The sequence below is a fragment of the Achromobacter sp. genome, from assembly GCF_057314935.1.
In genome coordinates this window covers 70,218-95,366 of record NZ_DBHKZA010000013.1, presented here as the reverse complement: position 1 = coordinate 95,366, position 25,149 = coordinate 70,218, and the positions used below count along the sequence as shown (strand labels likewise).

Annotated in this window: 29 protein-coding genes; 17 read left to right on the top strand and 12 right to left on the bottom strand. The window is 66.1% G+C overall.

Features of this window, described 5'->3' with window-relative positions; translation table 11 throughout:
• Positions 1-1,493 (bottom strand): TerC family protein (locus ACO6D5_RS07185; RefSeq protein ID WP_485825005.1); only part of this gene is annotated, 1,493 nt, incomplete at its 3' end.
• A gap of 362 nt (positions 1,494-1,855) precedes the next feature.
• The gene (locus ACO6D5_RS07180; RefSeq protein WP_315847164.1) at positions 1,856-2,242 is read right to left on the bottom strand and encodes a hypothetical protein; all 387 of its coding nucleotides are present in this window, start codon (positions 2,240-2,242) and stop codon (positions 1,856-1,858) included.
• 115 nt (positions 2,243-2,357) lie between these two features.
• On the opposite strand from ACO6D5_RS07180, the gene ACO6D5_RS07175 reads away from it, so the two are divergent.
• The 7 genes from ACO6D5_RS07175 to ACO6D5_RS07145 all read left to right on the top strand — a co-directional run bounded on the left by ACO6D5_RS07175 (position 2,358) and on the right by ACO6D5_RS07145 (position 10,108).
• Complete coding sequence (locus ACO6D5_RS07175; RefSeq protein ID WP_485825004.1) at positions 2,358-3,167, top strand: gluconate 2-dehydrogenase subunit 3 family protein; 810 nt, start codon at positions 2,358-2,360, stop codon at positions 3,165-3,167.
• The gene (locus ACO6D5_RS07170) at positions 3,160-4,926 is read left to right on the top strand and encodes a GMC family oxidoreductase (RefSeq protein WP_485825003.1); all 1,767 of its coding nucleotides are present in this window, start codon (positions 3,160-3,162) and stop codon (positions 4,924-4,926) included. The genes ACO6D5_RS07175 and ACO6D5_RS07170 overlap by 8 nt, the downstream gene beginning before the upstream one ends.
• Before the next feature lie 2 nt (positions 4,927-4,928).
• Positions 4,929-5,846 (top strand): c-type cytochrome, encoded by a 918-nt coding sequence (locus ACO6D5_RS07165; protein WP_485825002.1) that lies wholly within the window; start codon positions 4,929-4,931, stop codon positions 5,844-5,846.
• A gap of 332 nt (positions 5,847-6,178) precedes the next feature.
• The gene (locus tag ACO6D5_RS07160) at positions 6,179-6,562 is read left to right on the top strand and encodes a hypothetical protein (protein ID WP_315847245.1); all 384 of its coding nucleotides are present in this window, start codon (positions 6,179-6,181) and stop codon (positions 6,560-6,562) included.
• Between the two features lie 198 nt (positions 6,563-6,760).
• Entirely contained in the window at positions 6,761-7,474 is a 714-nt protein-coding gene (locus ACO6D5_RS07155) for an MgtC/SapB family protein (protein WP_280026192.1), read from the top strand.
• A gap of 45 nt (positions 7,475-7,519) precedes the next feature.
• Positions 7,520-7,924: a DUF2946 family protein gene (locus ACO6D5_RS07150; RefSeq protein ID WP_485825001.1), complete on the top strand. Its 405-nt coding sequence runs from the start codon at positions 7,520-7,522 to the stop codon at positions 7,922-7,924.
• 48 nt (positions 7,925-7,972) lie between these two features.
• Positions 7,973-10,108 (top strand): TonB-dependent receptor, encoded by a 2,136-nt coding sequence (locus tag ACO6D5_RS07145; RefSeq protein WP_485825000.1) that lies wholly within the window; start codon positions 7,973-7,975, stop codon positions 10,106-10,108.
• A 12-nt stretch (positions 10,109-10,120) separates the two neighbouring features.
• On the opposite strand, the gene ACO6D5_RS07140 is transcribed toward ACO6D5_RS07145, so the two are convergent.
• The 3 genes from ACO6D5_RS07140 to ACO6D5_RS07130 all read right to left on the bottom strand — a co-directional run bounded on the left by ACO6D5_RS07140 (position 10,121) and on the right by ACO6D5_RS07130 (position 12,688).
• On the bottom strand, positions 10,121-11,230 hold the full coding sequence (locus tag ACO6D5_RS07140; protein ID WP_485824999.1) for a DUF748 domain-containing protein: 1,110 nt from the start codon (positions 11,228-11,230) through the stop codon (positions 10,121-10,123).
• Positions 11,231-11,423: 193 nt separating this feature from the next.
• Positions 11,424-11,603: a hypothetical protein gene (locus ACO6D5_RS07135; RefSeq protein WP_315847241.1), complete on the bottom strand. Its 180-nt coding sequence runs from the start codon at positions 11,601-11,603 to the stop codon at positions 11,424-11,426.
• Positions 11,604-11,776: 173 nt separating this feature from the next.
• On the bottom strand, positions 11,777-12,688 hold the full coding sequence (locus ACO6D5_RS07130) for an EAL domain-containing protein (RefSeq protein ID WP_315847240.1): 912 nt from the start codon (positions 12,686-12,688) through the stop codon (positions 11,777-11,779).
• 383 nt (positions 12,689-13,071) lie between these two features.
• Here ACO6D5_RS07130 and ACO6D5_RS07125 point away from each other — a divergent pair, with 383 nt between their 5' ends.
• Both ACO6D5_RS07125 and ACO6D5_RS07120 read left to right on the top strand, forming a co-directional pair.
• Positions 13,072-15,168 carry an FUSC family protein gene (locus tag ACO6D5_RS07125; RefSeq protein WP_485824998.1) on the top strand — a complete coding sequence of 699 codons (2,097 nt, stop codon included), beginning with the start codon at positions 13,072-13,074 and terminating at the stop codon, positions 15,166-15,168.
• Positions 15,169-15,294: 126 nt separating this feature from the next.
• Positions 15,295-16,131, top strand: a complete 837-nt coding sequence (locus ACO6D5_RS07120; protein WP_485824997.1) for a universal stress protein — start codon at positions 15,295-15,297, stop codon at positions 16,129-16,131.
• 92 nt (positions 16,132-16,223) lie between these two features.
• Here the strand turns inward: ACO6D5_RS07120 and ACO6D5_RS07115 are convergent, their stop codons facing one another.
• A complete protein-coding gene (locus ACO6D5_RS07115; RefSeq protein WP_006222114.1) occupies positions 16,224-16,376 on the bottom strand; it encodes a DUF3309 domain-containing protein in 153 nt (50 codons plus the stop codon).
• 50 nt (positions 16,377-16,426) lie between these two features.
• Positions 16,427-16,588, bottom strand: coding sequence for a hypothetical protein (locus ACO6D5_RS07110; RefSeq protein ID WP_315847237.1), 162 nt, complete (start codon positions 16,586-16,588; stop codon positions 16,427-16,429).
• A 186-nt stretch (positions 16,589-16,774) separates the two neighbouring features.
• Here ACO6D5_RS07110 and ACO6D5_RS07105 point away from each other — a divergent pair, with 186 nt between their 5' ends.
• Entirely contained in the window at positions 16,775-17,842 is a 1,068-nt protein-coding gene (locus tag ACO6D5_RS07105) for a DNA topoisomerase IB (RefSeq protein ID WP_485824996.1), read from the top strand.
• On the opposite strand, the gene ACO6D5_RS07100 is transcribed toward ACO6D5_RS07105, so the two are convergent.
• Positions 17,828-18,091 carry a hypothetical protein gene (locus tag ACO6D5_RS07100; protein WP_485824995.1) on the bottom strand — a complete coding sequence of 88 codons (264 nt, stop codon included), beginning with the start codon at positions 18,089-18,091 and terminating at the stop codon, positions 17,828-17,830. The genes ACO6D5_RS07105 and ACO6D5_RS07100 overlap by 15 nt on opposite strands.
• 147 nt (positions 18,092-18,238) lie before the next feature.
• Between ACO6D5_RS07100 and ACO6D5_RS07095 the strand changes: the two genes are divergently transcribed.
• Both ACO6D5_RS07095 and ACO6D5_RS07090 read left to right on the top strand, forming a co-directional pair.
• Entirely contained in the window at positions 18,239-18,571 is a 333-nt protein-coding gene (locus ACO6D5_RS07095) for a four-helix bundle copper-binding protein (RefSeq protein ID WP_006222115.1), read from the top strand.
• A 76-nt stretch (positions 18,572-18,647) separates the two neighbouring features.
• Positions 18,648-18,989, top strand: a complete 342-nt coding sequence (locus ACO6D5_RS07090; RefSeq protein WP_315845952.1) for an ElaB/YgaM/YqjD family protein — start codon at positions 18,648-18,650, stop codon at positions 18,987-18,989.
• A 26-nt stretch (positions 18,990-19,015) separates the two neighbouring features.
• On the opposite strand, the gene ACO6D5_RS07085 is transcribed toward ACO6D5_RS07090, so the two are convergent.
• Positions 19,016-19,192 carry a CsbD family protein gene (locus ACO6D5_RS07085; RefSeq protein WP_006222117.1) on the bottom strand — a complete coding sequence of 59 codons (177 nt, stop codon included), beginning with the start codon at positions 19,190-19,192 and terminating at the stop codon, positions 19,016-19,018.
• Between the two features lie 187 nt (positions 19,193-19,379).
• Here ACO6D5_RS07085 and ACO6D5_RS07080 point away from each other — a divergent pair, with 187 nt between their 5' ends.
• Positions 19,380-20,267: an SDR family oxidoreductase gene (locus ACO6D5_RS07080; protein WP_485824994.1), complete on the top strand. Its 888-nt coding sequence runs from the start codon at positions 19,380-19,382 to the stop codon at positions 20,265-20,267.
• Positions 20,268-20,271: 4 nt separating this feature from the next.
• On the opposite strand, the gene ACO6D5_RS07075 is transcribed toward ACO6D5_RS07080, so the two are convergent.
• On the bottom strand, positions 20,272-20,862 hold the full coding sequence (locus tag ACO6D5_RS07075; RefSeq protein ID WP_485824993.1) for a hypothetical protein: 591 nt from the start codon (positions 20,860-20,862) through the stop codon (positions 20,272-20,274).
• A 132-nt stretch (positions 20,863-20,994) separates the two neighbouring features.
• Here ACO6D5_RS07075 and ACO6D5_RS07070 point away from each other — a divergent pair, with 132 nt between their 5' ends.
• Positions 20,995-21,276, top strand: a complete 282-nt coding sequence (locus ACO6D5_RS07070; protein WP_485824992.1) for a hypothetical protein — start codon at positions 20,995-20,997, stop codon at positions 21,274-21,276.
• Positions 21,277-21,337: 61 nt separating this feature from the next.
• Positions 21,338-21,640: a DUF378 domain-containing protein gene (locus tag ACO6D5_RS07065; protein WP_485824991.1), complete on the top strand. Its 303-nt coding sequence runs from the start codon at positions 21,338-21,340 to the stop codon at positions 21,638-21,640.
• 15 nt (positions 21,641-21,655) lie between these two features.
• Here the strand turns inward: ACO6D5_RS07065 and ACO6D5_RS07060 are convergent, their stop codons facing one another.
• Positions 21,656-21,874 (bottom strand): hypothetical protein, encoded by a 219-nt coding sequence (locus ACO6D5_RS07060; protein ID WP_315845957.1) that lies wholly within the window; start codon positions 21,872-21,874, stop codon positions 21,656-21,658.
• 130 nt (positions 21,875-22,004) lie between these two features.
• On the opposite strand from ACO6D5_RS07060, the gene ACO6D5_RS07055 reads away from it, so the two are divergent.
• Positions 22,005-22,373, top strand: a complete 369-nt coding sequence (locus ACO6D5_RS07055; protein ID WP_315845958.1) for a hypothetical protein — start codon at positions 22,005-22,007, stop codon at positions 22,371-22,373.
• A gap of 52 nt (positions 22,374-22,425) precedes the next feature.
• Here the strand turns inward: ACO6D5_RS07055 and ACO6D5_RS07050 are convergent, their stop codons facing one another.
• Positions 22,426-23,805 carry a sigma-54-dependent transcriptional regulator gene (locus tag ACO6D5_RS07050; protein WP_485824990.1) on the bottom strand — a complete coding sequence of 460 codons (1,380 nt, stop codon included), beginning with the start codon at positions 23,803-23,805 and terminating at the stop codon, positions 22,426-22,428.
• 291 nt (positions 23,806-24,096) lie between these two features.
• Here ACO6D5_RS07050 and ACO6D5_RS07045 point away from each other — a divergent pair, with 291 nt between their 5' ends.
• Positions 24,097-25,014, top strand: a complete 918-nt coding sequence (locus ACO6D5_RS07045) for a sigma-54 interaction domain-containing protein (protein ID WP_485825007.1) — start codon at positions 24,097-24,099, stop codon at positions 25,012-25,014.
• Positions 25,015-25,149 lie beyond the last annotated feature (135 nt).

Sequence of the window (25,149 nt, the reverse complement as noted above, 5' to 3'; positions counted from 1 at the left end):
CCCCAGTCGTGGAGCTGGATGGTGTCCCCGGCGTCCGGAATCCGGCCGACGGCCCGCAGCAAGCACCCCGCCAGGGTGGCGTCGGGGTAATCGCCGGCAAGCGCCGGCGCGTTCAACAGGCGCGCCGCCTCGCCCACGGACAGGCGCCCTTCCAGCAACCACGTGCCATCGGACAATTGCAAGGCTTCAGGCTGGTCGTCGCTGTGCTCGGGCAACTCGCCCGCCACCGCGGTCAGTACGTCCATCGGCGTCACCAGCCCTTCGCAGACACCGTGCTCGTCCACGACGATCAGCATATGGTCCCGCGAGGCGCGCAGTTCCTCCAGCACCTTCAACACCGGGGTCGTCTCCATGACATAGCGGGGTTCACGCGCCAGCTCCACCAGGTCGATCGGCCCCGGATTCTGCAGCAGCGGCATAACGTCCTTGAAGTGCAGCACGCCCAGCACGTTCGAGGCCTCGCCTGCGCACAGCGGCAGGCGCGAGTGGCCCGTGGCGAACTTGCGCACGACGATGTCGGGCGAGTCGGACACATCCAGCCACGTCATGTCGCCGCGCGGCACCATGATGGAGCGGACGTCGTGCGCTCCCACCGACAGCACGCGTTCGATCATCGAGCTTTCCTCCGGCGCGAAGGCGGGTTCGTCACCCGCACTGTCCACCAGCGCCACGACCTCGTCGGCCTGATGGCCAGGTTGGCCGGCACGGCCCGCGCGCAACAGCCGCAAGACCGCCTGGGCCGTGCGCTGACGGCGTCCCAGCGCGTGCGTGCCGCGGGCGCGGTTGCGGCGCGCCAGCTGGTTGCACAATTCGATCAGGATCGAGAAACCGATGGCGGCGTACAGGTAGCCCTTGGGCACATGGAAGCCCAGGCCTTCGGCCACCAGGCTGAAGCCGATCATCAGCAACAGGCCCAGGCACAGGATCACCACCGTCGGGTGACGGCCGACGAACGCCATCAGCGGGCGGCTGGCCAGCATCATGACCGCCATCGCCAGCACCACGGCGATCATCATGATGCTCAAGTCCTGCACCATGCCCACCGCGGTAATGACGGAGTCCAGCGAGAACACGGCGTCCAGGACGACGATCTGCAGGATCACCTGCCAGAACACAGCGTGTTGCGGCTTCTGGCCGGCGTCGTGCGCCCCGCTGCCTTCCACGCGCTCATGCAGCTCCATCGTGCCCTTGAACAGCAGGAACAGGCCGCCCAGGATCAGGATCAGGTCGCGGCCGGATATCTCGGCCCCCCACACGGTAAACAGCGGGGCCGTCAACGTGACCACCCACGCAATGCTCGCCAACAGCCCCAGACGCATCACCAGCGCCAGCGTCAGGCCGATCAGGCGCGCGCGGTTGCGCTGCGCGGGCGGCAGCTTGTCGGCAAGAATCGCAATGAACACCAGGTTGTCGATACCCAGCACAATTTCAAGAATGACCAGCGTCGCCAGGCCAAGCCAGGCGGTAGGGTCGTTCATCCAGTCGAAAATCATCGTCGGTCCACGGAAAACGGGCGAGCGCGCGCGAAGGCGCCGCCTTGCTGAAAAGGAAAAGCGTGGTCAAGCGAGGGATTGCGAGTGGGCGCAGGCGGGGCGCGGCAACCCAATCGAGGCGTCGCGGCGATGGCGCGGACCAGATCGGCGCGGCCGGGCATGCCGGGGGCCGAGGGTGAAACAGGAAGGGATGGCGGGCGCCGCAGCGCCCTGCTAGGAGGGGGGTCTTCGGTCATAGTTGGCGGAATTCGCGCACTGCCCAAGGCAGTGATAGCGCGTGAAAACCGCCGTGCTCTCGTTCTTACAGGAATCTGAATATTACCTGAATCCTGTCAGGACGCCAGCCCGGCGACGCCTCACCGCTAGCGAGGATCCGCCCCGCCGCCGGAACCGGACGACGCGCCCGAGCCCGGCATGCCTGCATTGTCGGGCGCCCCGGTTTTACCGCCAGGCGTCTTCTGCCCATCGCGCGTATCCGCCCCGGGATCCTTCTGCCGGGGGCTGGACCCTGCCTTGGTATCCCTGTCCGTTTCTTCAGTCGATGGCATTTTTTTCCCATCCGTGGTCCGGGCGCCGGGGACGGGCTTGCCGATGGCATTCGCGGGCGCCGTTTTCTCGTCGGCCGTGGGCATGGGCTGCTGCGGCGCAGCGGCCTGGGCGACCAGCGTGGTGTTGGCGGATTGCGCCCCGGCGGCGTGCCAGGGAAGCAAGGCCAGGGCGTACAGCAGTAGCAGTTTGTGGCTTTTCATGGTTGTCTCCAAATGGAAAACAGTGACAAACTAAGCGCCGACAGATAACGAGCTGGTGCGGGATCTCTTTCACCCAGGGGCAAGTTGCGTGCCTGCCCCGAAGCTGGAGTGATGCATGGACGATCAACCCTCGGACGATCTTTCCCCCGGTCTTCAACACCCGGATGATCCGCCTGCCCCAGGACGGCGCGGCTTGCTCAAGGCGCTGGCGGTCGGCGTTCCCGGAGCCGCCTGGGCGGTAACCGCCCGCAGCGCGCCCGCAGACGCCGCAGGGGCGGCGGGCCAAGGCCAGAGTCCCCACGCAGCGGCCCCTTCCCCCAATCGCACCCTCACCTTTTTCAACGCCCAGGAAGCCGCAGCGATGGACGCCATCGCCGCGCGCCTGATTCCGGCCGACGAGCTGGGGCCGGGCGCCAAGGAAGCGGGCGTCACCCGGTTCCTGGATGGCCAGTTGGCCGGCGCATGGGGCGCGGGCAGCCAGTTCTACCGCCAAGGCCCGTTCGAAAAAGGCACGCCCGAACAGGGCTACCAGTTGTCGTTCACCCCGGCCGAGATGATCCGGCGCGGCCTCGCTGCGCTGGACGCCGCGACCCGCAAGCAGGACGGCAAGCCTTTCGCCGAATTGGATGAAGCCAGGCAGGACGCCTGGCTTCATGACTTGCAGGCCGGCAAGCCGGATTTTTCGCCCTTGCCGTCAGACGTGTTCTTCCAGGCCCTGCTGGACGCCACCATCGAAGGATTCTTCTCCGATCCGCTGTACGGCGGCAACGTCGACATGGTGGGCTGGAAGCTGGTGGGGTTTCCGGGCGCGTTCGCCTCGTTCTCCAACGATATCGAACGGCACGGCGTCATCTGGGCCGGCAAACCGGTATCGATCGCCAACGCCACGGGACATGCGATGAAACCGGGAGACAAGCATGGCTAAGACCTTACCCGCGGTAGACGTGGCGATCATTGGCGGCGGGTGGACGGGATCCATCATCGGCAAGGAGCTGGCCGCCGCCAAGCAGCGCGTGGTCGTACTGGAGCGGGGCCAGGCGCGCTGGCCCTCGCCCGACTTCCAAGGGCCGAATGTCCACGACGAACTGAAATACACCCGCCGGCACGAACTGCACCAGGATGCCGCGACCGAGACCTATACGTTCCGCAACAACACCGACCAGAAGGCGCTGCCGATGCGCCGCTGGCAATTCGCCTATCCGGGCACGCATCTGGGCGGCGCGGGCAACCACTGGTCGGGCGCGTACTACCGCTTCGACCCCACGGACTTCCGCATCCGCAGCCACTACACCGAACGCTATGGCGCGGGCATCTTCGACCGCGAATTGACCTGTCAGGACTGGCCGTTGACGTACGACGAACTGGAGCCCTACTTCGACCGTTACGACTACCTGATCGGCGCGTCCGGGCAAGCGGGCAACATCAAGGGGCAAAAGCAGGAAGGCGGCAACCCGTTCGAACCGTGGCGGTCGCGGCCGTATCCGAATCCGCCCATGAAGGTGCCTTATGCGCCCGCATTGTTCGGCGAGGCCGCCAGGAAGCTGGGCTACCACCCCTATGTGCAGCCGTCGGCGCTCTGTACCCGGCCCTACGTGAATTCCGAAGGCCTGCACATGAGCGCCTGCGTGTATTGCGGATTCTGTTCCAACTTCGGCTGCGAACACTTCGCCAAGGCCTCGCCGCAGGTCTGTATCCTGCCGGTGGCGATGAAGATGGAGAACTTCGAAATCCGCACCGGCGCGCACGTGCTGCGCGTGGAGCTGACGCCGGACAAGAAGCGCGCGCGCGGCGTGACCTATGTGGACGCCGCCGGCGAAGAGGTCTTCCAGCCCGCCGAGATCGTGGTGCTGTGCGCGTTCAGCATCAACAATGTGCGGCTGCTGCTGCTGTCCGGCATCGGCAAGCCCTACGATCCGGTCACCGATACCGGCGTCGTGGGGCGCAATTACACGCACCAGACCACCTCGGGCGTGAACTTGTTCTTCGACGAATCGGTCAACATCAACCCCTTCATGGGCGCGGGCGCCGTCGCGGTGACGATGGACGATTTCAGCGCCGACAACTTCGACCACGGGCCGCTCGGATTCGTGGGCGGCGGCTACCTGCAGATCCAGGTCGTCAGCGGCGCACCGATCGGATATCACCCAACGCCCAAGGGCACGCCGACCTGGGGCGCCGAGTGGAAAAAGGCGGTCAAGCGCTACTACAACCATTCCGCCTCCATCACCATCACGGGCTCCGCCCAGCCCTGGCGCGGCGGCTATTTGAGCCTGGATCCCACCTACAAGGACGCCTGGGGCCTGCCACTGCTGCGCGTGACCTACGATTTTCCCGACAACGACATCCGGATGTCGGCCTTCCTGACCGACAAGGGCGATGAGATCGCACGCGCGATGAAAGGGATCGCGCGCACCGAACCTGGGCCGCGCAAGCGGCCCTTCTCGTCCACCGCCTACCAATCCACCCATTTGACGGGCGGCGCGGCCATGGGCGACAACCCGGAAACCAGCGTGGTCAACCGCTATGGGCAGAGCTGGGACGTGCCCAATGTGTTCGTGACGGGCGCGTCGCTGTTTCCGCAGAACTCGGGCTACAACCCGACAGGCACCGTAGGCGCCACCGCCTATTGGATCGTCGAAAAAATCAAGGCGGACTATCTGCGTTCGCCAGGGCGGCTGGTGTGATCATGATCGAACATCGCAAAGGCATCACCATCGCGGTCCTGCTGATCATGGCGCCGCCGCTCGTCACGCTGATCGCCACCGCGCACCAGATGATCGGCACGGGCGGCGACGGGCTGATCCGCGCAAGCGCCGTCACCGCGCCGCCCGCCCCGCCGCCGGCCGCCAAACCGGCGGCCCCGGCGCCCGCGCCCGCCGCCTCGCCCGCGGCGCCTGCCGCTCCTGCAGCCGCCGCCCCGGCGCCTTCTCCAGTCGCGGCCACCGCGGCCGCTGCTCCCGTGCCCGGCCGAAGCGCATTGGACTTCAGCGCCGCGCGTCCCGACTGGGAAGGATTCCTGCGTGGCGCCGACCCCGAAGCCGGCAAGCAACTGGCGGCCAACGGCAAGCCCGGGGCCGGCGTCCAGGCCTGTATCGCCTGCCACGGGCCTGCCGGCATTACCCCCACGGGCGGCATCTTCCCCAACCTGGCCGGCCTCACCCAGGAGTACCTGGCCAAGCAATTGGCGGACTTCCGCAGCAGGACTCGGGAGCAGCCGCTGATGAATACGATCGCGCGCGCACTGACCGAGCAGGAAATCGGCCAGGTGGCGGCCTATTACGGCACCTTGGCGGGCCCGCCGCTGCACGTGGGCGAATTCGGCGGCGAAGCGGCGCGCAAGCTGGACCTGCAAGGCGACGGCGCGCGCGCGCTGCCCGCCTGCGCGAACTGCCACGGCTTGCGCGGCATGGGCGAAGGCCCCTTGTTGCCCAGGCTGGCGGGGCAATCCAAGGAATACTTCACCGACCAGATGAACGCCTTTCGCAACGGCTCACGCCAAAACGACGACGTGGGCGTGATGCGCGCCTTCTCGCAACGGCTGACAGACAGCGATATCGAGGCGCTGGCCTTGTATTACGCCGGCCCCCCGCCAACACCGAAGTAAGCCCACCCGCCCTGCGCGATCCGCGGGGCGGACATTTTTTACTGGTGTTTACCCTAGGCCGGGGCTATACTCGCGGCACTTTCAACCACCTAGAGATCACTGTGGACAACGACGGATGTAGTCGAAAACCGACTGCTCGCGCCGCTTGACGCAGGATCCGCGGAATCTCCGTTCCGCGTGAGTCCTGCGATCAGCCAGGACTTGGGCTTTCAGCCCCTCTCCCCCAAAAGCTTACCGACGCGATACGCGGGCCTTGTTGCGCGCGTGCCTTGCCGGTCAGGCGGCGCATGCCTGTGGACCTTCCACCGTACTCCCCTGTCAAGGAGACGAACATGCGCATCAAGAAATTCTTCCCTTTCCTGGATCGGGCCCATGACGCCCGCGCCGAAGGCCCGGTGTCGTTGGGCGCGCTGCCTGCGCACGCGCCCGTCACGCCGGTCTTTCAATTCACCATCGTCAGCCTGAGCGCCACGCTGAATGCGCTGCGAAAGCAGCTGTACTACGAGCTCCAGGCCTTGGACCTGCGCGTGGTCGCCGTGCGCATTTCGCGCGCCGAATCCGACCAGCTGGCCTCGACGGTCGTCACGCTGCATTGCCCGCCTCACCTGCGCAGCCTGCTCAGCGCCGTGGCGCTGCGGCTGGGCCAAAGCCCGGATGTGCGGCGCGTGCACTGGGAAAACGAAACCGGCGCGTCCATCGCCGTGCTGCCGGCCTGAAACCCGGTTTTCCTGGCAAGGAGATTGTCATGAAAGACCCGTACAAAGTCCTCCTGCTGGCCCGCGTGCTGGCCCTGGTGCTGATCTGGCTGGTCGGCGCGGGCCTCGTGCTGGCCTCGATCTGGCGTCTGCCCTGAGCACGCCAGGGGGGCCGCCCGGCCCCGTCGAACACCCATAAGCTGAAAAAGGGGCAAGACCATGAAGAACTTCGAGAACATCCAATTCCTGACCCTGGCCAATACCCTGGTCAGCCTGTTGACCGCCTTCGTGCTGGGCTCGATCGTCGGGTTCGAACGCCAGTTCCGGCAACGCACGGCCGGCCTGCGCACGAACGTGCTGGTGGCCGTCGGCGCCGCCATCTTCGTCGACATGGCGTTCCGCGTCGGCGGCGCGGACGGCGGCGCGCGCGTCATCTCCTATGTCGTGTCGGGCGTGGGGTTCCTGGGCGCCGGCGCGATCATGCGTGAAGGCGGCAGCATCCGCGGGCTGAACACCGCGGCCACCTTGTGGGGCTCGGCCGCCATCGGTGCCTGCGCGGGCGCGTCGCTGATGCTGGAGGCGGTGGCGGCAACGGCCTTCGTGCTGGCGGCCAACACCTTGCTACGCCCTGTGGTCAGCTATGTGAACCGTCAACCGCTGGACTCGCAGACGTCCGAAGTCACGAACGTGATTCATGTCATCGCGAACGTGGAGCATCGCCAGGCCGCCATGACCGTGCTGGAAGACGTGCTGGAGGCCGAACAACTGCCGCTGTCGGAACTGAAGATCGACCAGTTCGGCGAGAACGAGGTCGAGATCGAGGCCGCGCTCAGCGAGGCGTCCGTCGACGAGTTGGACCTGGACCGGGTGACGGCGAGCATCGCCGCATCGCCCGCCGTGCGCACGGCGTTCTGGGCTGCCCGAACCGTTTGAAGCCGGGGACGGGCGCGGCGAAACGCTCTAGAATGGGCGCCGACCATGCGTACTCCCCTGCCTACTCTCAACCGCGGCAACGCCGGCCTTTGGCTGGTGCTGATGCTGTTCGTGTTCAAGGCGATGGTGCCGCAGGGTTTCATGCCGGCCACGCACCAAAGCGGCACGCTGATCCAGCTATGCTCGGCCGCCGGCCCCATCTGGGTGGCTGGGCCATCCAAACAGGACAACGCGCCGGACGAGCGGCACGCGGCGCAAGCCGCCACCTGCCCCATGGGCATGGCGCTTGCCGCGGTTGCCCTGCCGCCCTCGCCCGTCGTGCTGCCGGCGGCGTTGGCCGTCATGGCCCATCCGCTGGCCGCGCGCGCCCCGCCCGGCCCCGTCCTTGCCTCTGCCACCGGCGCGCCCCTCGGCGCCCGTGCCCCACCCCCAGCCTCGGTATCCCGCTAAATCCTGCGCCGCCCCTGCGCGGCAATCCTTAGCTTACCGAGAGCACTCATGTCTTTTTCCTCCGCCAGGACGCATCGCGTCCTGAAGCGGCGCGTGGCCATTTGGACCGCGCTCGCCTTCACGCCCGCGCTGCACGCGCAAACCACCCCGGTCGCCACGCTGCCCGTCATTTCCGTATCCGGCGACACGGTCGCACCGACCCTGCTTGAGCATGCCGCCACCGGCACCTTGCTGGGCCTGACCCCATTCGAGACGCCCGCCAGCATCGACATCATCAGCAACGAACAGCTGCGTGCGCGCGGCGCCACCACGGTCACCGACGCCATCACCCAGGCCGCGGGCATCAGCGCCATGCGCCATCCGGGCAACGGTGGCTCGTCCCTGTCTTCCCGCGGATTCACCGATTCCAACTCCGTCGCGCAACTGTATGACGGCGTGCGCCAGTACGGCGGCGTGGGCCAGACCTTCATCTACGATCCCTGGGCCGTGGACCGCATCGAAGTGCTGCGCGGCCCAGCCTCGGTGCTGTACGGGGAAGGCGCCATTGGCGGCGTCGTCAACGTGATCCCCAAGAAGCCCACGCGTGGGCCCATCGAAAACGAGCTGATGACGACGCTGGGCACGCACGACACCCAGCGCTTCGGTTTCGGCAGCGGCGGCGCGCTGGACGACAAGTGGTCGTACCGGCTGGACGTCAGCGGCAACCACACGGATTCCGGGATCAGCCTGGGCGATTCGCGCGATGCCGCCGTCACCGCGGCGCTGCGCCTGGACGTATCGCCGGCACTGAACTTCACGCTGACCCAGGCCTACGCCTGGCAGGAACCGACCCGCTACTTCGGCACCCCGCTCGCCAACGGCACGCTGGATTACGGGCTGGCCAAGCAGAACTACAACGTGGCGGACAGCAAGATCATCTACCGCGACAGCCGCACGGAGCTGAAGGCCGAATGGTCGCCCAACGCCGCCGCCACGGTGCGCAGCCGCCTGTACTACATCGGCAGCGACCGCGACTATCGCGATGCCGAAAACTACGCGTGGACGCCGGCCGGCCAGATCCTGCGCAGCGGCTATACCGAGATCGGACACGATCAGGAACAGACCGGCATGGTCACCGACGCCTCCTTCGACGGCCATCTGTTCGGGCTGTCGAACAACGTGGCGGTGGGGGTCGAGCTGAACCGCGCCTCGCTCAAGCACACCAACAACTCGCCCTATTCCGGCACCTCGCTGGTAGATCCGTACGACGTGGATCACGGACGCTTCATCAATGTCGCCGGCACGACGCCGCGCTATCGCAACACGGCCAGCCAGTACGCGCTGTTCGTCGAAGACCGGCTGATGCTGACGTCGCGCTGGTCGGTGCTGGGAGGCCTGCGCTACGACCATATCGACTTGAAGCGGCGCGACCTGGTTGCTGACGAGACGGCCTTCCGCAGCACCTACACCAATGTCGGATGGCGCTTGGGCACGGTCTACGACGTGCTGCCCACCCTGTCGGTCTACGGCCAATACGCGCAGGCCGCTGACCCCATCGGCAGCCTGCTATTGCTGTCGCCCGCCAATAAGGACTACGAGCTGTCGCAGGGCAAACAGATCGAGATCGGCGTGAAGCAGACGTTCTGGGACAACAAGGGCCAATGGACGCTGGCGGCCTATCACATCACCAAGAACAACCTGGTCACGCGCGATCCCAACGACCCGGCGCTGCGCATCCAAGTGGGCGAGCAATCGTCGCGCGGACTGGAGGCGACGCTTGCGGTCGAACTGTCGCCGGCCTGGCGCGTGGACCTGAACGCCGTGGCGCTGCGCGCGCGCTATGACGATTTCAATGAATCGGTCGGCGGCGTGGCGGTGTCGCGCAACGGCAACGTGCCGACCGACGTGCCGGAACGCGTCGCCAATGCGTGGGTCAGTTGGAAGTTCGCGCCACAATGGACGGCCAGCGCCGGCGTACGCTACGTGGGCAAACGCTATGCGGACGCCGCCAATCGGCTGGAAATGGCGGGCTACACCACAACCAACCTTGCGCTGCAATGGGACCCGCGGCGCGACTTGAGCCTGGCGCTTCGCGCCTTCAACGTGTTCGACCGCCAGTACGCCGAAACCGCCTACTACAACCAGACGCAGTGGCTGGTGGGCGAAGGCCGACGCGTGGAGCTCAGTGCCAACTACCGGTTCTGAGGCTGGGGCGCATCAAGGGCTGAGCAGGTCCGACAAGGCGTTGCCCAGCTCTTTGACCGCGCCGGTCACGCCCTCGGCCGCGCCTTCCGCGCCCACGCCGATGGCGCGGCCGAAGCCTTGCGCCACCTGTGCCGCAAAGCCGCGCCGCACCGAGAATTTGGGGTTATCCAGGCTGCCTTGAAGCTTGAATTGGAAGCGCAAGGCGCCGGTCTTGTCTTTCATGGCGGCCAGCACCGCCTTGCGCGGCAACGAAAACAGCGTGCCGTCGCCACTGAACGTCAAGCCGCGCAACGCCACGGTGCCCGAGGCCTGCAGCTGGCGCTTGGCGATGGTGGTGTTCATATCCAGATCCATCGCCCCGCCCGTCAGCGACCCTGCATCCTTTTCCGACAGATACGGCGCGGCGTGCCGGATGTCCATGTTGCGCACCGCCACTTTCATGTCGGCGTCCGTCCCACCTATTTGCAGCCAGCCCTGCGCGCGCACCGTCGACTCCCCATTGCGATTCTCTTCCAGTGTGCCGCTGAACTCCATGTCGCTGTGCGTGCCATCGCCCGGGACTGACAACGGGCTCAACCGTGCCTGCACGTTCTTGAACGGGATGCGGTGCGGCGGCTTGGAAACCGCGGCATCCTCGAAATCCAGCCGGCCGTCGCGCAGGATCAATTCCGCAACGCGAATGGTGCGATCCGTGCGCGGTTTGCCGTCGCCGTTGCCGCCGGCGCCTGCGTGCAGCGCGGCTTGCAATGCGGGGGCAATCTGCATCTCGCCGTCGGCGCTGCGCACGACCGTAAAATCGAAACCTTCGACAACGACCGTGTTGAAAACCGCCTCATGGCGCAAAAATGCAGACCACTCGGGTTCCAGCACGACGCGTCGGGCGCTTGCGCCCGCCTGCCCCGGAGCGCCGGAGACCTTCACATCGGTCAGCACGACCTGCCGCCACCCGACCTGCACGTCGCCCACCTGGCCACGCGGCCCCAGCATGCTGGAAATCCGCTGCTCGGCCATGCGAGTGGCCGCAAGCGCCAGTACCCCGGCCAAGGCGGCCAGGACAAGCAGCACCGCCAGGGTCGTGCCCAAGGCCGATCTGCGGCGCGGCGCGGAAGCGTTCAAGCTCATTGCGGATCCTGGTACGTGTTGCCGACAGTGAAGGCAATGGTCGGCGATACAGGGCCATTTTTCAATGGACGAAATGGATGATGGCAGCGGATGCCTATTGACGCAAACGGCCCCGCCCGTGCCCGTGAAGGGCGTGGACGGGGCCGTCGGGTATCGCGCTGCCGGCTTCCGGACTCAATGCGCGATCAAGGGATCAGCGTTGTGCCTTGTCTTGCTGGCCGGGCTGCTGGCCCTGATGTCCCTGGCCTTTATCGGCGTTCTGCCCGGATTGGCCAGGCTGCTGGCCCGGGGACTGATTGCGGTCCTTGGGGTTTTCCTGGGACTGCTGCTTTTGGGGCTGCTTTTGCTGGTCGGGCTGATTCTGATTGGACATTACAAGTCTCCTGATAGGCGGAAAGGACTCCGCTGGATCAGGCGTAGCAACTGACGTGCCCAAAAGCGGTTCGGGCGTGCATAGGGGACAGCGATTTGAAGTCCCCATTTCTCGGCCGGTAAGTCCTGGCCCGGTTGGAAGAAATTGCGCAAGCGACCAGGCGCCTGCCTGCGCTACTGCGCGGTGACGCGGACGGGAAAGCCGGCGTCAGTCTCTTTGGCGCCGCCGTCGAAGGCCTCGATCCAGGAAGATGCGTAATTGGCGGGCGCGGCCAGGGGTTCGCCGCCGTCACGCTGCGTGCGCAAACGCACCATCAAGGCGTCCAGCGACATCGGGCGCCCTAGCGCGAAACCCTGCCCATACCGGCAACCGGCCGCCCGCAGGGCGGGAATGTCGGCCACGTTCTCCACCCCTTCGGCCACCACGCGCCAGCCCAGGCGCGTGGCCAGCTCGGCGGCGGTGCGCAGCACTTCGAACGCCACGGCGCTACGCCGCATGCGCGTCACGAAATACTGGTCGATCTTCACTTCGGACAAGGGAATGGCCGACAGCAGCTTCAGCGAGGCATGACCGGTGCCGAAATCATCCAGGCTGACCTCGCACCCCGCATCCTCCAGTTTCATCAGCGACGCGCGCAAGACGTCGAGCTCGCGGATGGGCTGGTCTTCCGTCAGTTCGACGCGTACCAAAGAGGCCGGCAGCTCGGCGGTATAGATGAGGTCCAACAGGAAATCCACGGCGCTTTCGTCGGACAGCGTCGTCGCGGGCGCGTTGATGGCGACCGGCACCGCAATGCCCGCCCGCCGCATCGTCAGCAGTATGTCGATCACGCGCAGGCACACGCGCTCGAACAGCAGCTTGTCCAACCCCATGCGGTTGATGGCGGGAATGAATTCGGCAGGCATGACGAGACCCAGCCGGGGATGCTGCCATCGCGCCAACGCTTCGGCGGATACGATCCTGCCTGTCATCAGGTCCACCTGCGGTTGCAACAGCACCCGCAGGCCATCCTTTCCTGCCACCATGGCCGCGATTTCTTCGTCGCTGACCACCGAGCTTGTGGAAGCCTCATGATTGGGTGTCATGTCTACGCTCCTCGCGTGCCCCTGGGTAAGGCCTGCGCTGTCCGGGCGCAGAAAGAGGCACATTGGGACATGAGTATTCACTATCGGCTTACCGCTATTGCGCCGGACGTAATTTCCGGCGCATGGAACCGCCAAATGTTTTTTTATGCGATTTCGAGCAATTGTTCCAGGCAATTTTGCGCTTAAGACGCGGTAAAGTCACACAAATGAAACCATTTGTATAGACCCATTCGGATTCATGAATCTGACACCCAGTGGACGGCGATGGTGACGCCGACAAAACCGCCTTGTCGACATGGTAGGGTTTGCGTCTCTTGGCCTGCTGGCCCCACTGCAGCTTGATGAATCGCGTGACGAATTTGCTTACCCGCTGGCGTGCTTCCTTGCGCAATGTCTTATGGCTGGATGCGTTGCAAGCCGCTGCCATCAGCGCCGCGCCCGTCATCCTGGCCGTGCTGGTGCACGAGCCCCGGCTGGGCTGGACCGCGATCGCCGCGTTCTGGGCCTGCTTCGGCGATCCGGGCGGCCCCTTGCGGCAGCGCGCTGGCTCCATGCTGGCGCTGGGCCTGATCGGCGGCCTCTTCTGCTTTCTTGCCAGCGCAAGCGCCGGCCATCTGTGGCTGCTGCTGCCCCTGACCTTCCTCTGCTGCACGTTCGGCGGCTTGCTACGCGTGCTGGGACCGGCGGCGGCAATCGTCGGCACCTTGCTGTCCGCCGGCTTCGTCGTGGCTGCCGAATTGCCCGCGCCGACGCTGGCCGACAGCCTGTCGTACACCTTGTTCTTCCTGGCGGGCGCTGTCTGGGCCATCCTGATGACTGCACTGGTATGGCGCCGCCGGCCCTGGAAGGACGCCACGCACGCCGTCGCGCACTGCTACCGCGGGCTGGCGGACTTTGCCGACGCCCTGGCGCGCATGTATTCGGGCCTGACCCCGGCGGCCGGCCCCCAAGCCTGGACGGCCGTCACCAAACCGCAGCGCAGCGCCCAGCGCGCCGCCCTGGAGGCGGCCCGCGGCCGCATCCGCGAAGTGCAGGACACGCGGCCTTCGCGCCGCGCGCGCGCCAATCAGCTGACTTACCTGCTGGACAGCGCCGAGGACAGTTTCATTGCGCTGGTGGCCTGCGCCGACTTGCTGGAATCACACGCGCCGCACTGGCTGGGCCGCAGCGCCGGCGCGCACCTGTCGCATGCGCTGCACCGCTACGCCAGCGTGTGCAACGCCATTGCCAGCACCTCGGACGTGAGCGACCCCAAACAGGCGCAATGCCTGCGCGAGCGTCTGGCGCACTATGGCGCCGGGCTGCATGACCTGCGCGGCGGCGCCATGGCCTATGCGCCCGACCTGGCCACGATGGTGCCCGTGCTGGACCGCCTGCTGCAGACGGCGCAAGCCGTCACGCAGGCCCTGTTCGATCAGGTCGATGCGCCGGCTGCCCCCGCCCAGCAAGGCCGCGCGACGTCTCGCGCGCGGCAGGCATGGCGCACACTGCGCCAGAACCTGGGCGTGGAATCCGATGCCTTCCGCCACGCCTTGCGCGTAGGCGTCGGCGCCACCATCGCCGTGGCCCTGTCCAAGACATTCGCGGTCAACCATGGTTATTGGATGTCGTTGACGCTGGTGTTCATTCTGCAGCCCTATTTCGCAACCACCTGGCAGCGCACCCTTGAACGCGTCACCGGCAGTGTCGCCGGCGCCATCGGCGCCTCGCTGCTGGGCCTGCTGCTGAGCACGCCGCTGTCGGTGGCGCTGGCGGTGCTGCCCATCGCGCTGGGCACCTTCGCCGCGCGCACCATCCATTACGCGCTGTTCACCTTCTTCCTGACATCGCAGTTCGTGCTGGTCAGCCATATCCAGCAGCCGGAAATCTATGAACCCACGCTGGCGGCGCTGCGCGCTTTCAACAGCGTACTGGGTGGCATCCTGGCGCTGCTGGTGGGCGTTCTGGTGTGGCCGGAAAAGGAGCCGCGGCAATTGGCCGGCGCCCTGACGCGTGCGCTGGACCGGCATGCCGCGTATTCGCTGGCGCTGATCCGGCAAAAAAGCGGCGCGGCCCCGCTTCCGGATGAGAGCAGCATCGTCGCCTTGCGCCGGCAAGCCTGCCTGTCGGCCGACAACGCCGAGGCGTCATTGCAGCGCCTGCAACAGAATCCCGTGCACCGCGACCGCAACGTCGACACCGCCGTGAACCTGCTCAACGCCATGCGGCGTATCACCGCGGCAGGGACGGTGCTTGAGATCCAGCCCGCCTTGCCCGCCGACGCGCCTGCCGCGGCGGCGCTGCGCGACTACGGGTTGATGCTGGCCCACGCGCTGCATCCGCAGGACCACGGACCGGACCTGCCGTTGCGCCAGTGGGCCGTGCCGGCCGCCATCGCCGCGGCGGACCCGGCCTTGGGCGAACCGCTGGACCGCATCGCGCAGCAGGCGCGACAGGTGCGCCAACTGCGCGACCGCATCGAGAAGGACCCACCCCGATAGTCGGCCCTGAAGCGCCGCCGCCTTGCGTTCAATCCGGGTATCTGGGCGCCGCTTGACGCGCATCAAGGGCTGGCCCCTCGAAAAGCGTAACCATGTCGCTATGGGACGCTTACTGAGGAGACCCGCATGTATCGCCGCATTGCCGTACACCTGGACCACGGATTCGACTGCGAACGCCGCACTCAGCTGGCGTTGTCGCTAGCCAAACGCCACAAGGCCGAACTGGTCGGCATCTACGCCAGCGCGGCGCCGCCCCAGTATTACTACGGCGAGTCCGTATTGATGTCCCGGACCCTGAACGTCATGAAGGAACTGCAGGCGCAGAACCGCGCCGCGGTGCAGAACGCGTTCCTGGATGCCGCAGCCGCTGCCGACGTGCCGGCAGTCGTGCGCGCAGGAGATACCGCGCCCAGCGTCTGCGTGGCGTTGCACGCCCGCACCAGCGATCTCGTCATCGTCAGCCAGTTCAACCCCGAAGATGTCGAAGCCGCGCACGAAGCCGAATTCGTCGAGCAGATGCTGCTGACCGCCGGGCGCCCGGTGCTGGTGTTGCCCTCCAGCGGCGATTTTCCCGCCGTGGGCGACCGTGTGCTCTTCTGCTGGGACGGCAGCCGCGAAGCCGCGCGCGCCTTGGGCGATGCCACGCCCGCGCTGCGCCTGTCATCGCACCTCATCGCGCTGACCATGGACGAAGGCGGATCCTCGCAGAAAGAGGAAACCGTGCCGTTCGACGACCTGGCTACGTATTGCGTCGCCCACGGGATGCCCGCGCCGGACCACGTCCGCCGCGACATCAAGGGCGTCGGCGTGGGCAGCACCATCCTGAACGCCGCCGCCGACCATAGCGCGGACATGATCGTGATGGGCGCCTATGGCCACAGCAAGCTGCGCCAATGGGCGATGGGCGGCGCCACCGCGTCCATCCTGAAGAGCATGACCGTGCCGATCATGTTCTCGCACTAAGCACGCGGCTACGCCGCTTCGGCTTGCGGCGGCGCAAACAAAAAGGCCGGCCGGCGCCGCGGGGCGCCCGGCCGGCCGTCAGGCGTTATGCGCTATATCCGGCCCATCAGCAACATCACGATCAGCACGATCACGACGATGCCAAGCAAGCCGCTGGGGTAATAGCCCCAGCCCTTGCTGTGCGGCCACGCCGGCACGGCACCGATAAGCAGCAGGATCAGAATGATCAGAAGAATGGTCGACATGATGACTCCTCGTCGTTATTGATTCGAATTATTCAGCGGCATGCGGGGCATCAGCGCTTGGGGGGATCGATTTCCCTGATCGGCGGCGACAGCGGCGGCAGGTCCACTTCCGGCTCATCCGTGTCGGGTTCCACCGGCAGGTCCCCCGGCGGCGATCCGGGCGGAATCGGATCGGGCTTGGGGGGCACGTGTAGCTGTAGGCTGGGTTGCATGGCACTCTCCTGTAGGGATCCTTGCCGGGACGGGGCGTTAGCGCTGGCCCGCAACGATCGGTTCGCTGATGTTGTTGCTGCCGATTGCCTCAGCAAGCGCCGTGCCTGACCTTCGTGCGTGCCGGGTGCCGCCGTCGATGGGCACGCTGCTTGCTGCAGGCGCCGCCAACGCCGTTGGAGGTCAGCATGGACGCCCGAACATCACCCGCCGAGCCCGCAGCGCTGGTCTACGTTGAGGACACGCAACCGGGTTATCGCCGGGTGCGCGTGAACGGCAGCACTTTCCATTACGTGGATGCGCAGGGCAAACGCATCAAAGACGACGCAGAGATCGCTCGCATCCACGCGCTGGTGATTCCCCCCGCCTATGAAGACGTGTGGATCTGTCCCCTGCCCCACGGTCACCTCCAGGCCACCGGCCGCGACGCGCGCGGCCGCAAGCAGTACCGCTATCACCCCGGCTGGGCGGCGTTGCGCGACGCGGACAAGTATCAGAACCTGCTGGCGTTCGGCCAGGCCCTGCCACGCATCCGGCGCCAGGTGGACCGGCATATGCGCGCAGCGGGACTGGCGCAGGACAAGGTCATCGCCACGTTGGTGAAGTTGCTGGAAACCACGTTGATCCGAATCGGGGCACGGGAGTACGCCCGCTCCAACAAGTCATACGGCCTGACGACGCTCACACGCCGGCATACGACGATCGCGGGCAGCAGCTTCCGGTTCCGCTTCCAGGGCAAGAGCGGCGTGCCCCACGACGTCACGGTGAAGGATCGCCGCGTGGCCCGCATCATCCGCCGCTGCATGGAAATCCCGGGCCAGCAACTATTCCAGTATCTGGACGAAGATGGGGACAAACACCCTGTGGATTCCGGGGCCGTCAATGCTTATCTACGTGCCGCCGGCGCAGGCGATTTCACGGCCAAGCATTACCGCACCTGGGCGGGTTCGGTGCTGGCGTATGCCGCGTTGCAGGCGCGCCCCTTTGAAAACGAAGCCCAAGCCAAGCAGACCGTGGTGGAGGTCATCAAGCACGTGTCTCAGCGCCTGGCGAACACGCCCGCCGTATGCCGCGCCTGCTATGTGCATCCTGCCCTGCTGGAAGCCTATCTGGCGGGCGCCTTGCCGCCGAAGGCGCGCGCACCGGTCACGCCACGCGGGCTGGACGCGGACGAACGGCGCCTGCTGGCGTTCCTGCGCGGGCTGCCCGGGGCCTCGGACGCCTCGGGTCCCGCAGCGCAATCAAAAAAGGGATGAGCGCGCGTTCTTTGCGCGGGGCTGGGGCGCGGCGCCGTCCGCCCAGTTCGATTCGGTTTGATTGTCGACCACCGCGCGCTTGTCGCGCGCCGCCTCATCCGGGGTGGAGGCGTCTGGTTTGACCGGTTGTTTCGGCACATCGACGGGGCCGTGCGGCGGCAGTATCTTAGCGTTGTCCTGCGTATCGGCTTGCGCGGACCGGTCCGCACGGCCAGAGGCGGCGGGCGTCGACGGGGAACGGTTTTTCATCGGTATCTCCTGCCAGGTTTCGATTTTCCATCCTACGGCCAGCGGCCGCGATAAAGCGCGCTCAGTACCTTCAAATTGCAAGCGGATGTGCCCGGGCCGGCCGGGCATGCCTTTGCCGACCGCCACGGGAACTCACAAGGAGATGCAATGCGAGACCCAAACTTCGAGCAATGTGTGCAAGCCTGCTACGAATGCGCGGTGGCCTGCGACCAGTGCGCCGCAACCAGCCTGGAAATCAATGCGACCCGCATGAAGCGCTGCATCAGCCTGGCCACGGACTGCGCCAGCGTGTGCCGCCTGTGCGCCGCCATGCTGGCGCGTAACGGAGAGTTTTCTACTGCGCTATGTACTTTGTGCGCCTTGGTTTGCGATGCCTGCGCGCGGGCTTGCACGCCGCACCAAGACATGGAGCATTGCCAGATCTGCGCCGGCGCTTGCCTGGCCTGCACCCTGGCCTGCCAAGACATGCTCGAGGCCTAGCGCCCCGACACGCCACGCGGCCGCACGGGCCGGTCCGCGCTGGTGGAATTCCCGCCCGATTGCCAGGAGCTTTCTGATGGCCTCTACGAACACCCCTCTGCCTTCCGATTTTCCCGAGAACGGCCCGGACAATCGTGGGTCGCGCAGGCGCGCGCGCCATCCGGAAAGTTGGATCGATGAAATCGAAGCGACGCTGCGCGACGCCGACCCGACCGATCTGGACGCGCTGAAGGCCCGATTGGCGGACCAATTGAACGCCACACGGCGCAGCCTGCGGGACGCCTCGGAAAATGCGGGCGACCTGATGCGTGAAACGATCGACTGCACCGAGGAATACATTCACGCCCGGCCGTGGCAAGCGATTGGGCTGGTAGCCGGCGCAGCCTTTCTATTCGGCGTCGTCGTCGGACGCCAATAAGCCGCGCCAGCCGGGACTGCCGGGCTTTAGCCCGGCTTTTGCGCCTTTTCCTTGGCATCCCCGTAAGCGGCCTGCGTCTTGCCGGCCACCTTCTGCGCCGTCCCCTTCAACTCCGTGGACGTGCTGCCGGTCGCCTTGCCGGCGACTTCCTTCGCCTTGCCGACGGCTTCGTTGACTTTGCCCTTCACCTGGTCCTTGTTCATGGCTCTCTCACTTTTCATCGCGTGGTTGGGATAACGGCGTCAAGGAAGACGCCCGCCGCAGCCCTCGCAAGCCGCGTGCCCAAAGCTTCGTACCCGCCATCAATCCCTGCGCCAGGAACAGCAATTGCGTATCCGGCCGGCAGCGCGCACCCACCGCGCGCCAACCGCCCGACTCGAGGAGCCTCGCATGAGCAAAGCCCGAAACGCCGGCACCGGCGACCGTCCCCATCCCACGCCGCCCATGCCGGACCAGCATCTTGAGAAGCCAGGCAACGAAGCCGATATGGCGCTCAAGCCACAGTATCAAGCGCCTGGCTACTCGGGCAGCGCCAAACTGCAGGACATGGCCGCCATCGTCACTGGCGGCGATTCCGGTATCGGCCGCGCGGTCAGTGTGCTGTTCGCGCGTGAAGGCGCGGACGTCGCGGTCATCTATCTGAACGAACACGAAGACGCCGATGACACCCGGCGCGCGGTCGAGGCCGAAGGCCGGCGCTGCTTGCTGATTCCGGGCGACGTGCAGGACGCAGCCTTCTGCAAGGACGCCGTCGCCCAGGTGGTGAAAGCCTTCGGAAGGCTGGACGTCCTGGTGAACAACGCCGCCTATCAGCAACACACCGATACGCTGACCGAAATCAGCGACGACAAATGGGACAAGACGCTGCGCACCAACATCACCGCCTACTTCTACATGGCCCGGGCGGCATTGCCGCATCTGAAGGCGGGCGCCTCCATCATCAATACGGGCTCGGTGACGGGACTTCGCGGCAGCGCCAAGCTGCTGGACTATTCGTCCACGAAAGGCGCCATCCATGCCTTTACCCGTTCGCTGGCCGCGAACCTGGCGGACCAAGGGATCCGTGTGAACGCCGTGGCGCCCGGGCCCGTCTGGACGCCCTTGAACCCCGCGGACCAAAGCCCGAAGGCCATCAAGGAATTCGGCAAGCACACCGACCTGGGTCGGCCGGCGCAACCTGAAGAGATTTCCCCCGCCTACGTGTTCCTGGCCTCTCCCGTGTGCGCCAGCTACATCACCGGCATCGTGCTGCCCATCACAGGCAGTGCCGGCGACTGACCCCTCAGGTGACGGAGGTGGGCGCCTCGACGTGCTGGGGCGGCGTCAAAGGGTCGAAATCCTCCCACTTGCCGTTCAGCCAGCGCCCCTGAGCACGTTCGATGTCGCGGCCGCCGGATTCGCGCAATACCTGCCGCGCCAGCGCCTCCTTTCCCACAGGCACATGCAGCGCCAACATCACGCCCGCCGGGCGGATGGCGGGATGCATTTCTTGCGCGCGAGGCGCGGACTTCCCTTTGCGCTTGTCCCGCCCGACGATCCACAGCGCGCCTGCCAACGCTCCCAGGTAAGCGCCTACGCCCGCCGCGGCGATGACGATGAAGATCGATGCCACCATCTGCGCCGCGATCAGGCCGCCCAGCAGCGCAAACAGCAATCCCAGGGCCGATGCGCCCGCGACGGCACCCAGGTGGCCGCCCTTGGCGTCCGGATCTGCGACCCGGTCCCCGCCCAAGGGATAGCGCCCGTGCTCACCCGCGGAATTGATATAGAACGTATGCACGTCATCCTCGGTGAAGCCTTCGGCAAAAAGCTTCTGGGCGGCCACGGTGGCTTGGTCGAATGTCTGGAAACGTGCGGCGACAATCAAGGACATGACGTTCTCCCGTATGGATGTGCCGTCCGGGCAGCAACTGGCATGCCTGTCACGCCAAGGCACGGCGCTTGCTGTCTGGCCGGGCGCGTCCCCCCTCCCGGGACTGCGCCGCCCCCCTATCCGGAGACCGCCATGCCCCGCACCCCAGCCCCCGATTTTCCCGATGGCTTGCCGGACCCGAACGACAATGGCCGCCCCGACCTGGGCCCCAGCGATTCATCCGATTCGGCCAGCGACCTGCCGCCCGGCCTGGCGCATTCCGACAGCGATTCGCAGGCAACCGGCGAACGCGAAAGCGTCGAACCCGACGCGCGGGACGACGATGGCAGCGACATCGCGCCTGACCGGGTCACCCGCGCGGATGAAGCCGGCATATCGCATTCGGCTCCCGATCCGGTGCGCAATGGCGGCTGAATCCATGATGGCGGAGCCAGCGTCTGGGCGAACGCCTATCGGCCTGAGCGCCGGCACTGACGTGGCGGCCCGTGAGCCAGTCATTGACGTCCCGGGGGACAGTGAAGTTTTTTCTACCCCTGAGGCAGAAACTACCGCGGCTGGCGATCCTCGCGGGCGTGAACTGTCGCGCCTGGATTGGCTGGCGCTGATCGCCGTCGTGGCAGGCGGGTTGAACTGCGGCCTGATCGCCGCGGTCAATCTCGACGTGTTCGCGAAAGTGCTGCCCTACACCGTGGCGACCCGCGCCGTTCAGGGACTGATCGGCCTGGCCGCCCTGCATTGCGTGGTGCTGCTCTTCCGCCTGGCGGAGGCCCCGGACTGATCGGGGCCCGCCGCCTTACTTTCCGCCCGGCCGCTTGCCGGGATACTCCCCTCCCTCTTCGAATTGCGGCCCCTTGGTGTTGGGCGTCTTGTCTGCCGGCCGCTTGGCCGGGGGATCCTTGGCGACCTCGGGCTCGTCCGCGCCGAACTGGCCGCTGCGATGGGCGGCGTCCGTCTTGTCGCTCGGTGTGTTCGCCTCGGGCTTGGCCGGCTTCTGTGCAGTGGGCTGTGTCATCTTGCTCTCCATGTTGCCGATGATGCGCGGATGGGCGGCGCAAGCCGCGTGCCCGGGGGGCCGGGAACGCGGCTTGCTTGGGGGTGGGCAGGCCCGCCTCACACCGGGCCCTTACCCAAAGGAGTCAGTCATGAATCTGTCCAGAACCGTTTGCCCCGCTATCGCCCTGTGCCTGTCCGCCCTGGCGTTCCAGGCTTCCGCGCAAACCACGCCGGTACGCAGCAGCGAACAGATCGACAACCAGTACAAGATGGATAAAAAGCAATGCGACGGTATGAAGGGCAACCAGAAGGACGTCTGCCAGCAACAGGCAGAAGCCAACCGCGACAAGGCGAAGGCGGACGCCAAGGCGGGCAAGGAAAAGGCTGAAGCCAATCATGACGCCGCCAAGGTGCGCAATGACGCCGATTACAAGGTAGGCAAGGAAAAGTGCGACGCCATGTCCGGCAATGCCAAGGACGCCTGCGTCGCCGACCTGAAGACCCGCTACGGCAAGTAAGACCCGCCCGGCGGAAGGCGCGCGCCGGCGCCACAGCCCGGCCGCGCGAACCTTACCCCGCGTCGCGGGCTTCGCCTGCCCCCGCCTCGCCTGGCAGGATGTAGCCCGCCGCGGCATATTCCTCGAGACGGTTGTAGAGCGTCTTGGGGCTGATGCCCAGCATCGCCGCGGTTTGCTTCTTGACGCCATTGCAGCGCGCAAGCGTGGCCAGGATCAGGCGCCGATCGGCCTCGGCCAATGTCTCGCCCACGGGCACGCTGACCTGTCCGCCCGCCGCATCGCCACCTGGCGAGACGTGCGGCGCCAGCATGTCCACATCCAGCACGTCGCCATCGGCCATGATGAAGGCGCGACGCACGAAGTTCTTGAGCTCGCGCACATTGCCCGGCCATTCGTACTGCATCAGCGCCTCGGCGGCCTGCGGTGAAAACACCTTGTTCTTGCCGGTTTCCTGGTTTTGCGCCTGCAGGAACCGCTGCGCCAGGAAAAGAATGTCGTCGCCGCGCTCGCGCAGCGCGGGCAGTTCGATGGGAAAGACGCTTAGCCGGTAGTACAGGTCTTCGCGCAGCTTGCCATCCTGCACGGCCTGTTCCGGATTGCGGTTGGTGGCGGCGACGATGCGGATGTCGCAGCCGATTTCGCGGTTGGTCCCCACCCGCATGAACTGTCCGGTCTCCAGCACCCGCAAGAGCTTGACCTGCAAGTCCAGCGGCATCTCGGTCACTTCATCCAGGAACAAGGTACCGCCGTCGGCGCGCTCGAAATAGCCTTTGTGCTGACGGTCAGCGCCGGTGAAACTGCCGCGTTCATGGCCGAACATTTCACTTTCGATCAGGTTGGGCGAAATCGCCCCGCAATTGACCGCAATGAATGGGCGCTGGCGGCGCGTGCTCAGTTCGTGGATCGCGTGGGCGGCCAGTTCCTTGCCGGTGCCGCTCTCGCCGATCAGCAAGGTCGTAACGTTGGTGGGCGCGACGCGCCCGATCTGCCGGTACAGCGCGGTCATGCAGTCAGACGCGCCATACAGCTTGCCGAAGCGCCCGGCTTCCTCGAAGGGCATGCCAGGCAGGTCTCCGCCCGCATTGGCGACAACGCGTTTCAGGATGGCGTTCAGCCGCTCCATGCAGATCGGCTTGACCAGGAAGTCGGTGGCTCCCAGGCGCAGCGCCTGGACGGCATAGTCGACCGTACCGTGTCCCGTCATCACCACGACCTCAGCGCTGGCGGCGGCGACATTCTTGAAGATGTCCATGCCATTGCCGCCCGGCAGCCGGACGTCGGTCAGCACCAGATCCGGCGCCTGGCGCTCCAGTTGTATGAACGCGTCCTTGACGCTGGCCGCCAGCGCGACCGAGAAGCCGCTGTCGCGGCCCAGCTCGGCCAAGGTCTCTCGTATCGCGTCGTCATCGTCGACGATCAGCAAATGAGGCATTAACTTCTCCGTAGGACGATACGCGGCAGGACGTCCGGGCCGCGCATTCTTATTGGAATGAGAATAGTCACTCTGGCGGCGACAGGCGTAAATATTCGATACTGTCCACTAAAGTTTTCGAATACTTGCAACTGGTCGCATTCCTGGGGGCACCCCGCCTCTACGATTGGTGAATCGCGATTGGCCCCGACGGGCCGAGGTATCAGCATGGCAAATCGCACCACCACCGGGCGCTTGGACGCGGTTGCGTCCCCCGCCCTTCCGATGGACGTGGCCGGCCTGTCGCCAGTCATGCAAAAGCTGGGCGCCCAGTTGCAACTGGCGGCATCCACCGACGCGAGCGTCTTCATCGTTGGAGAAAGCGGCGCCGGCAAGGAGATCGTTGCGCGCGCGATCCATGACGCCAGCGAACGTCGCAGCCAACCCTTTGTCGCCGTGAACTGCGGCGCCATCAGCGGCACGCTTGCCCATGCCGAATTGTTCGGCCATGAAAAGGGCAGCTTCACCGGCGCACTGGCCCAGAATGCAGGGTATTTCGAATACGCCAGCGGCGGAACCCTGTTCCTGGACGAAGTCACCGAAATGCCACCCGACATGCAGGTGCATTTCCTGCGCGTCCTGGAGGCAGGGACTTATCAGCGCGTGGGGGGGTCAGATCTGCTGCGTGCCAATGTGCGCATCATCTGCGCCAGCAACCGGGATCCTGCGGCCTCCGTCGCCGATGGCCGGATGCGACAGGACTTCCTGCACCGGCTGTTGGTCATCCCCCTGCGCGTGCCGCCTTTGCGCGAACGCGGAGATGACGCACTCATCCTGGCGCACCGGTTCCTGGACACTCTCAACGCCCAGCATCGAACACAGAAGACATTCTCCAAGCCAATGCTGGAGGCGATCCTGCAACATGACTGGCCAGGCAACGTGCGGGAACTGCGCAATGTCGTGCAGCGCGCCTTCATCTTGTCAGACACGCAATTGGACACCGACCTCCTGGCGCGGGGCCCGGCGCGCCAACGGACGGAATTGCGTGACGGTTCGCTGAACTTTCCGGTCGGCATGCCGCTGGGCCGGGCCCAGCGCGAGTTCATCCTGGCGACGCTGGCGCACCATGACGGTGACAAGCGCTTGGCGGCAGACACCTTGGGCGTCAGCCTGAAGACGCTCTACAACCGGCTGGATGTGTACGACAAGGAAGGCCTGGCGGACCGCTGAGCAGTTCTTACCGCCGGCTTGTAATAGCGGCTCCGCAAGCGGCCGCCCTCCTCTCGATGCCCGCCCGCAAGTCCACCTGGCATGGATCTTGCATGAGTATCCAGGATACGCCGCCTTCCGGCGGCTCCCGGCAAG

Bases quoted from the DNA above. Each gene is read 5' to 3' on its own strand.
- ACO6D5_RS07130 (WP_315847240.1), bottom strand. From the start codon at position 12,688: ATGACACCCAATCATGAGGCTTCCACAAGCTCGGTGGTCAGCGACGAA.
- ACO6D5_RS07155 (WP_280026192.1), top strand. From the start codon at position 6,761: ATGAAGAACTTCGAGAACATCCAATTCCTGACCCTGGCCAATACCCTG.
- ACO6D5_RS07175 (WP_485825004.1), top strand. From the start codon at position 2,358: ATGGACGATCAACCCTCGGACGATCTTTCCCCCGGTCTTCAACACCCG.
- ACO6D5_RS07045 (WP_485825007.1), top strand. From the start codon at position 24,097: ATGCAAAAGCTGGGCGCCCAGTTGCAACTGGCGGCATCCACCGACGCG.
- ACO6D5_RS07110 (WP_315847237.1), bottom strand. From the start codon at position 16,588: ATGCAACCCAGCCTACAGCTACACGTGCCCCCCAAGCCCGATCCGATT.
- ACO6D5_RS07080 (WP_485824994.1), top strand. From the start codon at position 19,380: ATGAGCAAAGCCCGAAACGCCGGCACCGGCGACCGTCCCCATCCCACG.
- ACO6D5_RS07070 (WP_485824992.1), top strand. From the start codon at position 20,995: ATGCCCCGCACCCCAGCCCCCGATTTTCCCGATGGCTTGCCGGACCCG.
- ACO6D5_RS07055 (WP_315845958.1), top strand. From the start codon at position 22,005: ATGAATCTGTCCAGAACCGTTTGCCCCGCTATCGCCCTGTGCCTGTCC.
- ACO6D5_RS07075 (WP_485824993.1), bottom strand. From the start codon at position 20,862: ATGTCCTTGATTGTCGCCGCACGTTTCCAGACATTCGACCAAGCCACC.
- ACO6D5_RS07180 (WP_315847164.1), bottom strand. From the start codon at position 2,242: ATGAAAAGCCACAAACTGCTACTGCTGTACGCCCTGGCCTTGCTTCCC.
- ACO6D5_RS07050 (WP_485824990.1), bottom strand. From the start codon at position 23,805: ATGCCTCATTTGCTGATCGTCGACGATGACGACGCGATACGAGAGACC.
- ACO6D5_RS07115 (WP_006222114.1), bottom strand. From the start codon at position 16,376: ATGTCGACCATTCTTCTGATCATTCTGATCCTGCTGCTTATCGGTGCC.
- ACO6D5_RS07120 (WP_485824997.1), top strand. From the start codon at position 15,295: ATGTATCGCCGCATTGCCGTACACCTGGACCACGGATTCGACTGCGAA.
- ACO6D5_RS07140 (WP_485824999.1), bottom strand. From the start codon at position 11,230: ATGAGCTTGAACGCTTCCGCGCCGCGCCGCAGATCGGCCTTGGGCACG.
- ACO6D5_RS07145 (WP_485825000.1), top strand. From the start codon at position 7,973: ATGTCTTTTTCCTCCGCCAGGACGCATCGCGTCCTGAAGCGGCGCGTG.
- ACO6D5_RS07160 (WP_315847245.1), top strand. From the start codon at position 6,179: ATGCGCATCAAGAAATTCTTCCCTTTCCTGGATCGGGCCCATGACGCC.
- ACO6D5_RS07085 (WP_006222117.1), bottom strand. From the start codon at position 19,192: ATGAACAAGGACCAGGTGAAGGGCAAAGTCAACGAAGCCGTCGGCAAG.
- ACO6D5_RS07135 (WP_315847241.1), bottom strand. From the start codon at position 11,603: ATGTCCAATCAGAATCAGCCCGACCAGCAAAAGCAGCCCCAAAAGCAG.
- ACO6D5_RS07105 (WP_485824996.1), top strand. From the start codon at position 16,775: ATGGACGCCCGAACATCACCCGCCGAGCCCGCAGCGCTGGTCTACGTT.
- ACO6D5_RS07090 (WP_315845952.1), top strand. From the start codon at position 18,648: ATGGCCTCTACGAACACCCCTCTGCCTTCCGATTTTCCCGAGAACGGC.
- ACO6D5_RS07060 (WP_315845957.1), bottom strand. From the start codon at position 21,874: ATGACACAGCCCACTGCACAGAAGCCGGCCAAGCCCGAGGCGAACACA.
- ACO6D5_RS07100 (WP_485824995.1), bottom strand. From the start codon at position 18,091: ATGAAAAACCGTTCCCCGTCGACGCCCGCCGCCTCTGGCCGTGCGGAC.
- ACO6D5_RS07165 (WP_485825002.1), top strand. From the start codon at position 4,929: ATGATCGAACATCGCAAAGGCATCACCATCGCGGTCCTGCTGATCATG.
- ACO6D5_RS07150 (WP_485825001.1), top strand. From the start codon at position 7,520: ATGCGTACTCCCCTGCCTACTCTCAACCGCGGCAACGCCGGCCTTTGG.
- ACO6D5_RS07095 (WP_006222115.1), top strand. From the start codon at position 18,239: ATGCGAGACCCAAACTTCGAGCAATGTGTGCAAGCCTGCTACGAATGC.
- ACO6D5_RS07170 (WP_485825003.1), top strand. From the start codon at position 3,160: ATGGCTAAGACCTTACCCGCGGTAGACGTGGCGATCATTGGCGGCGGG.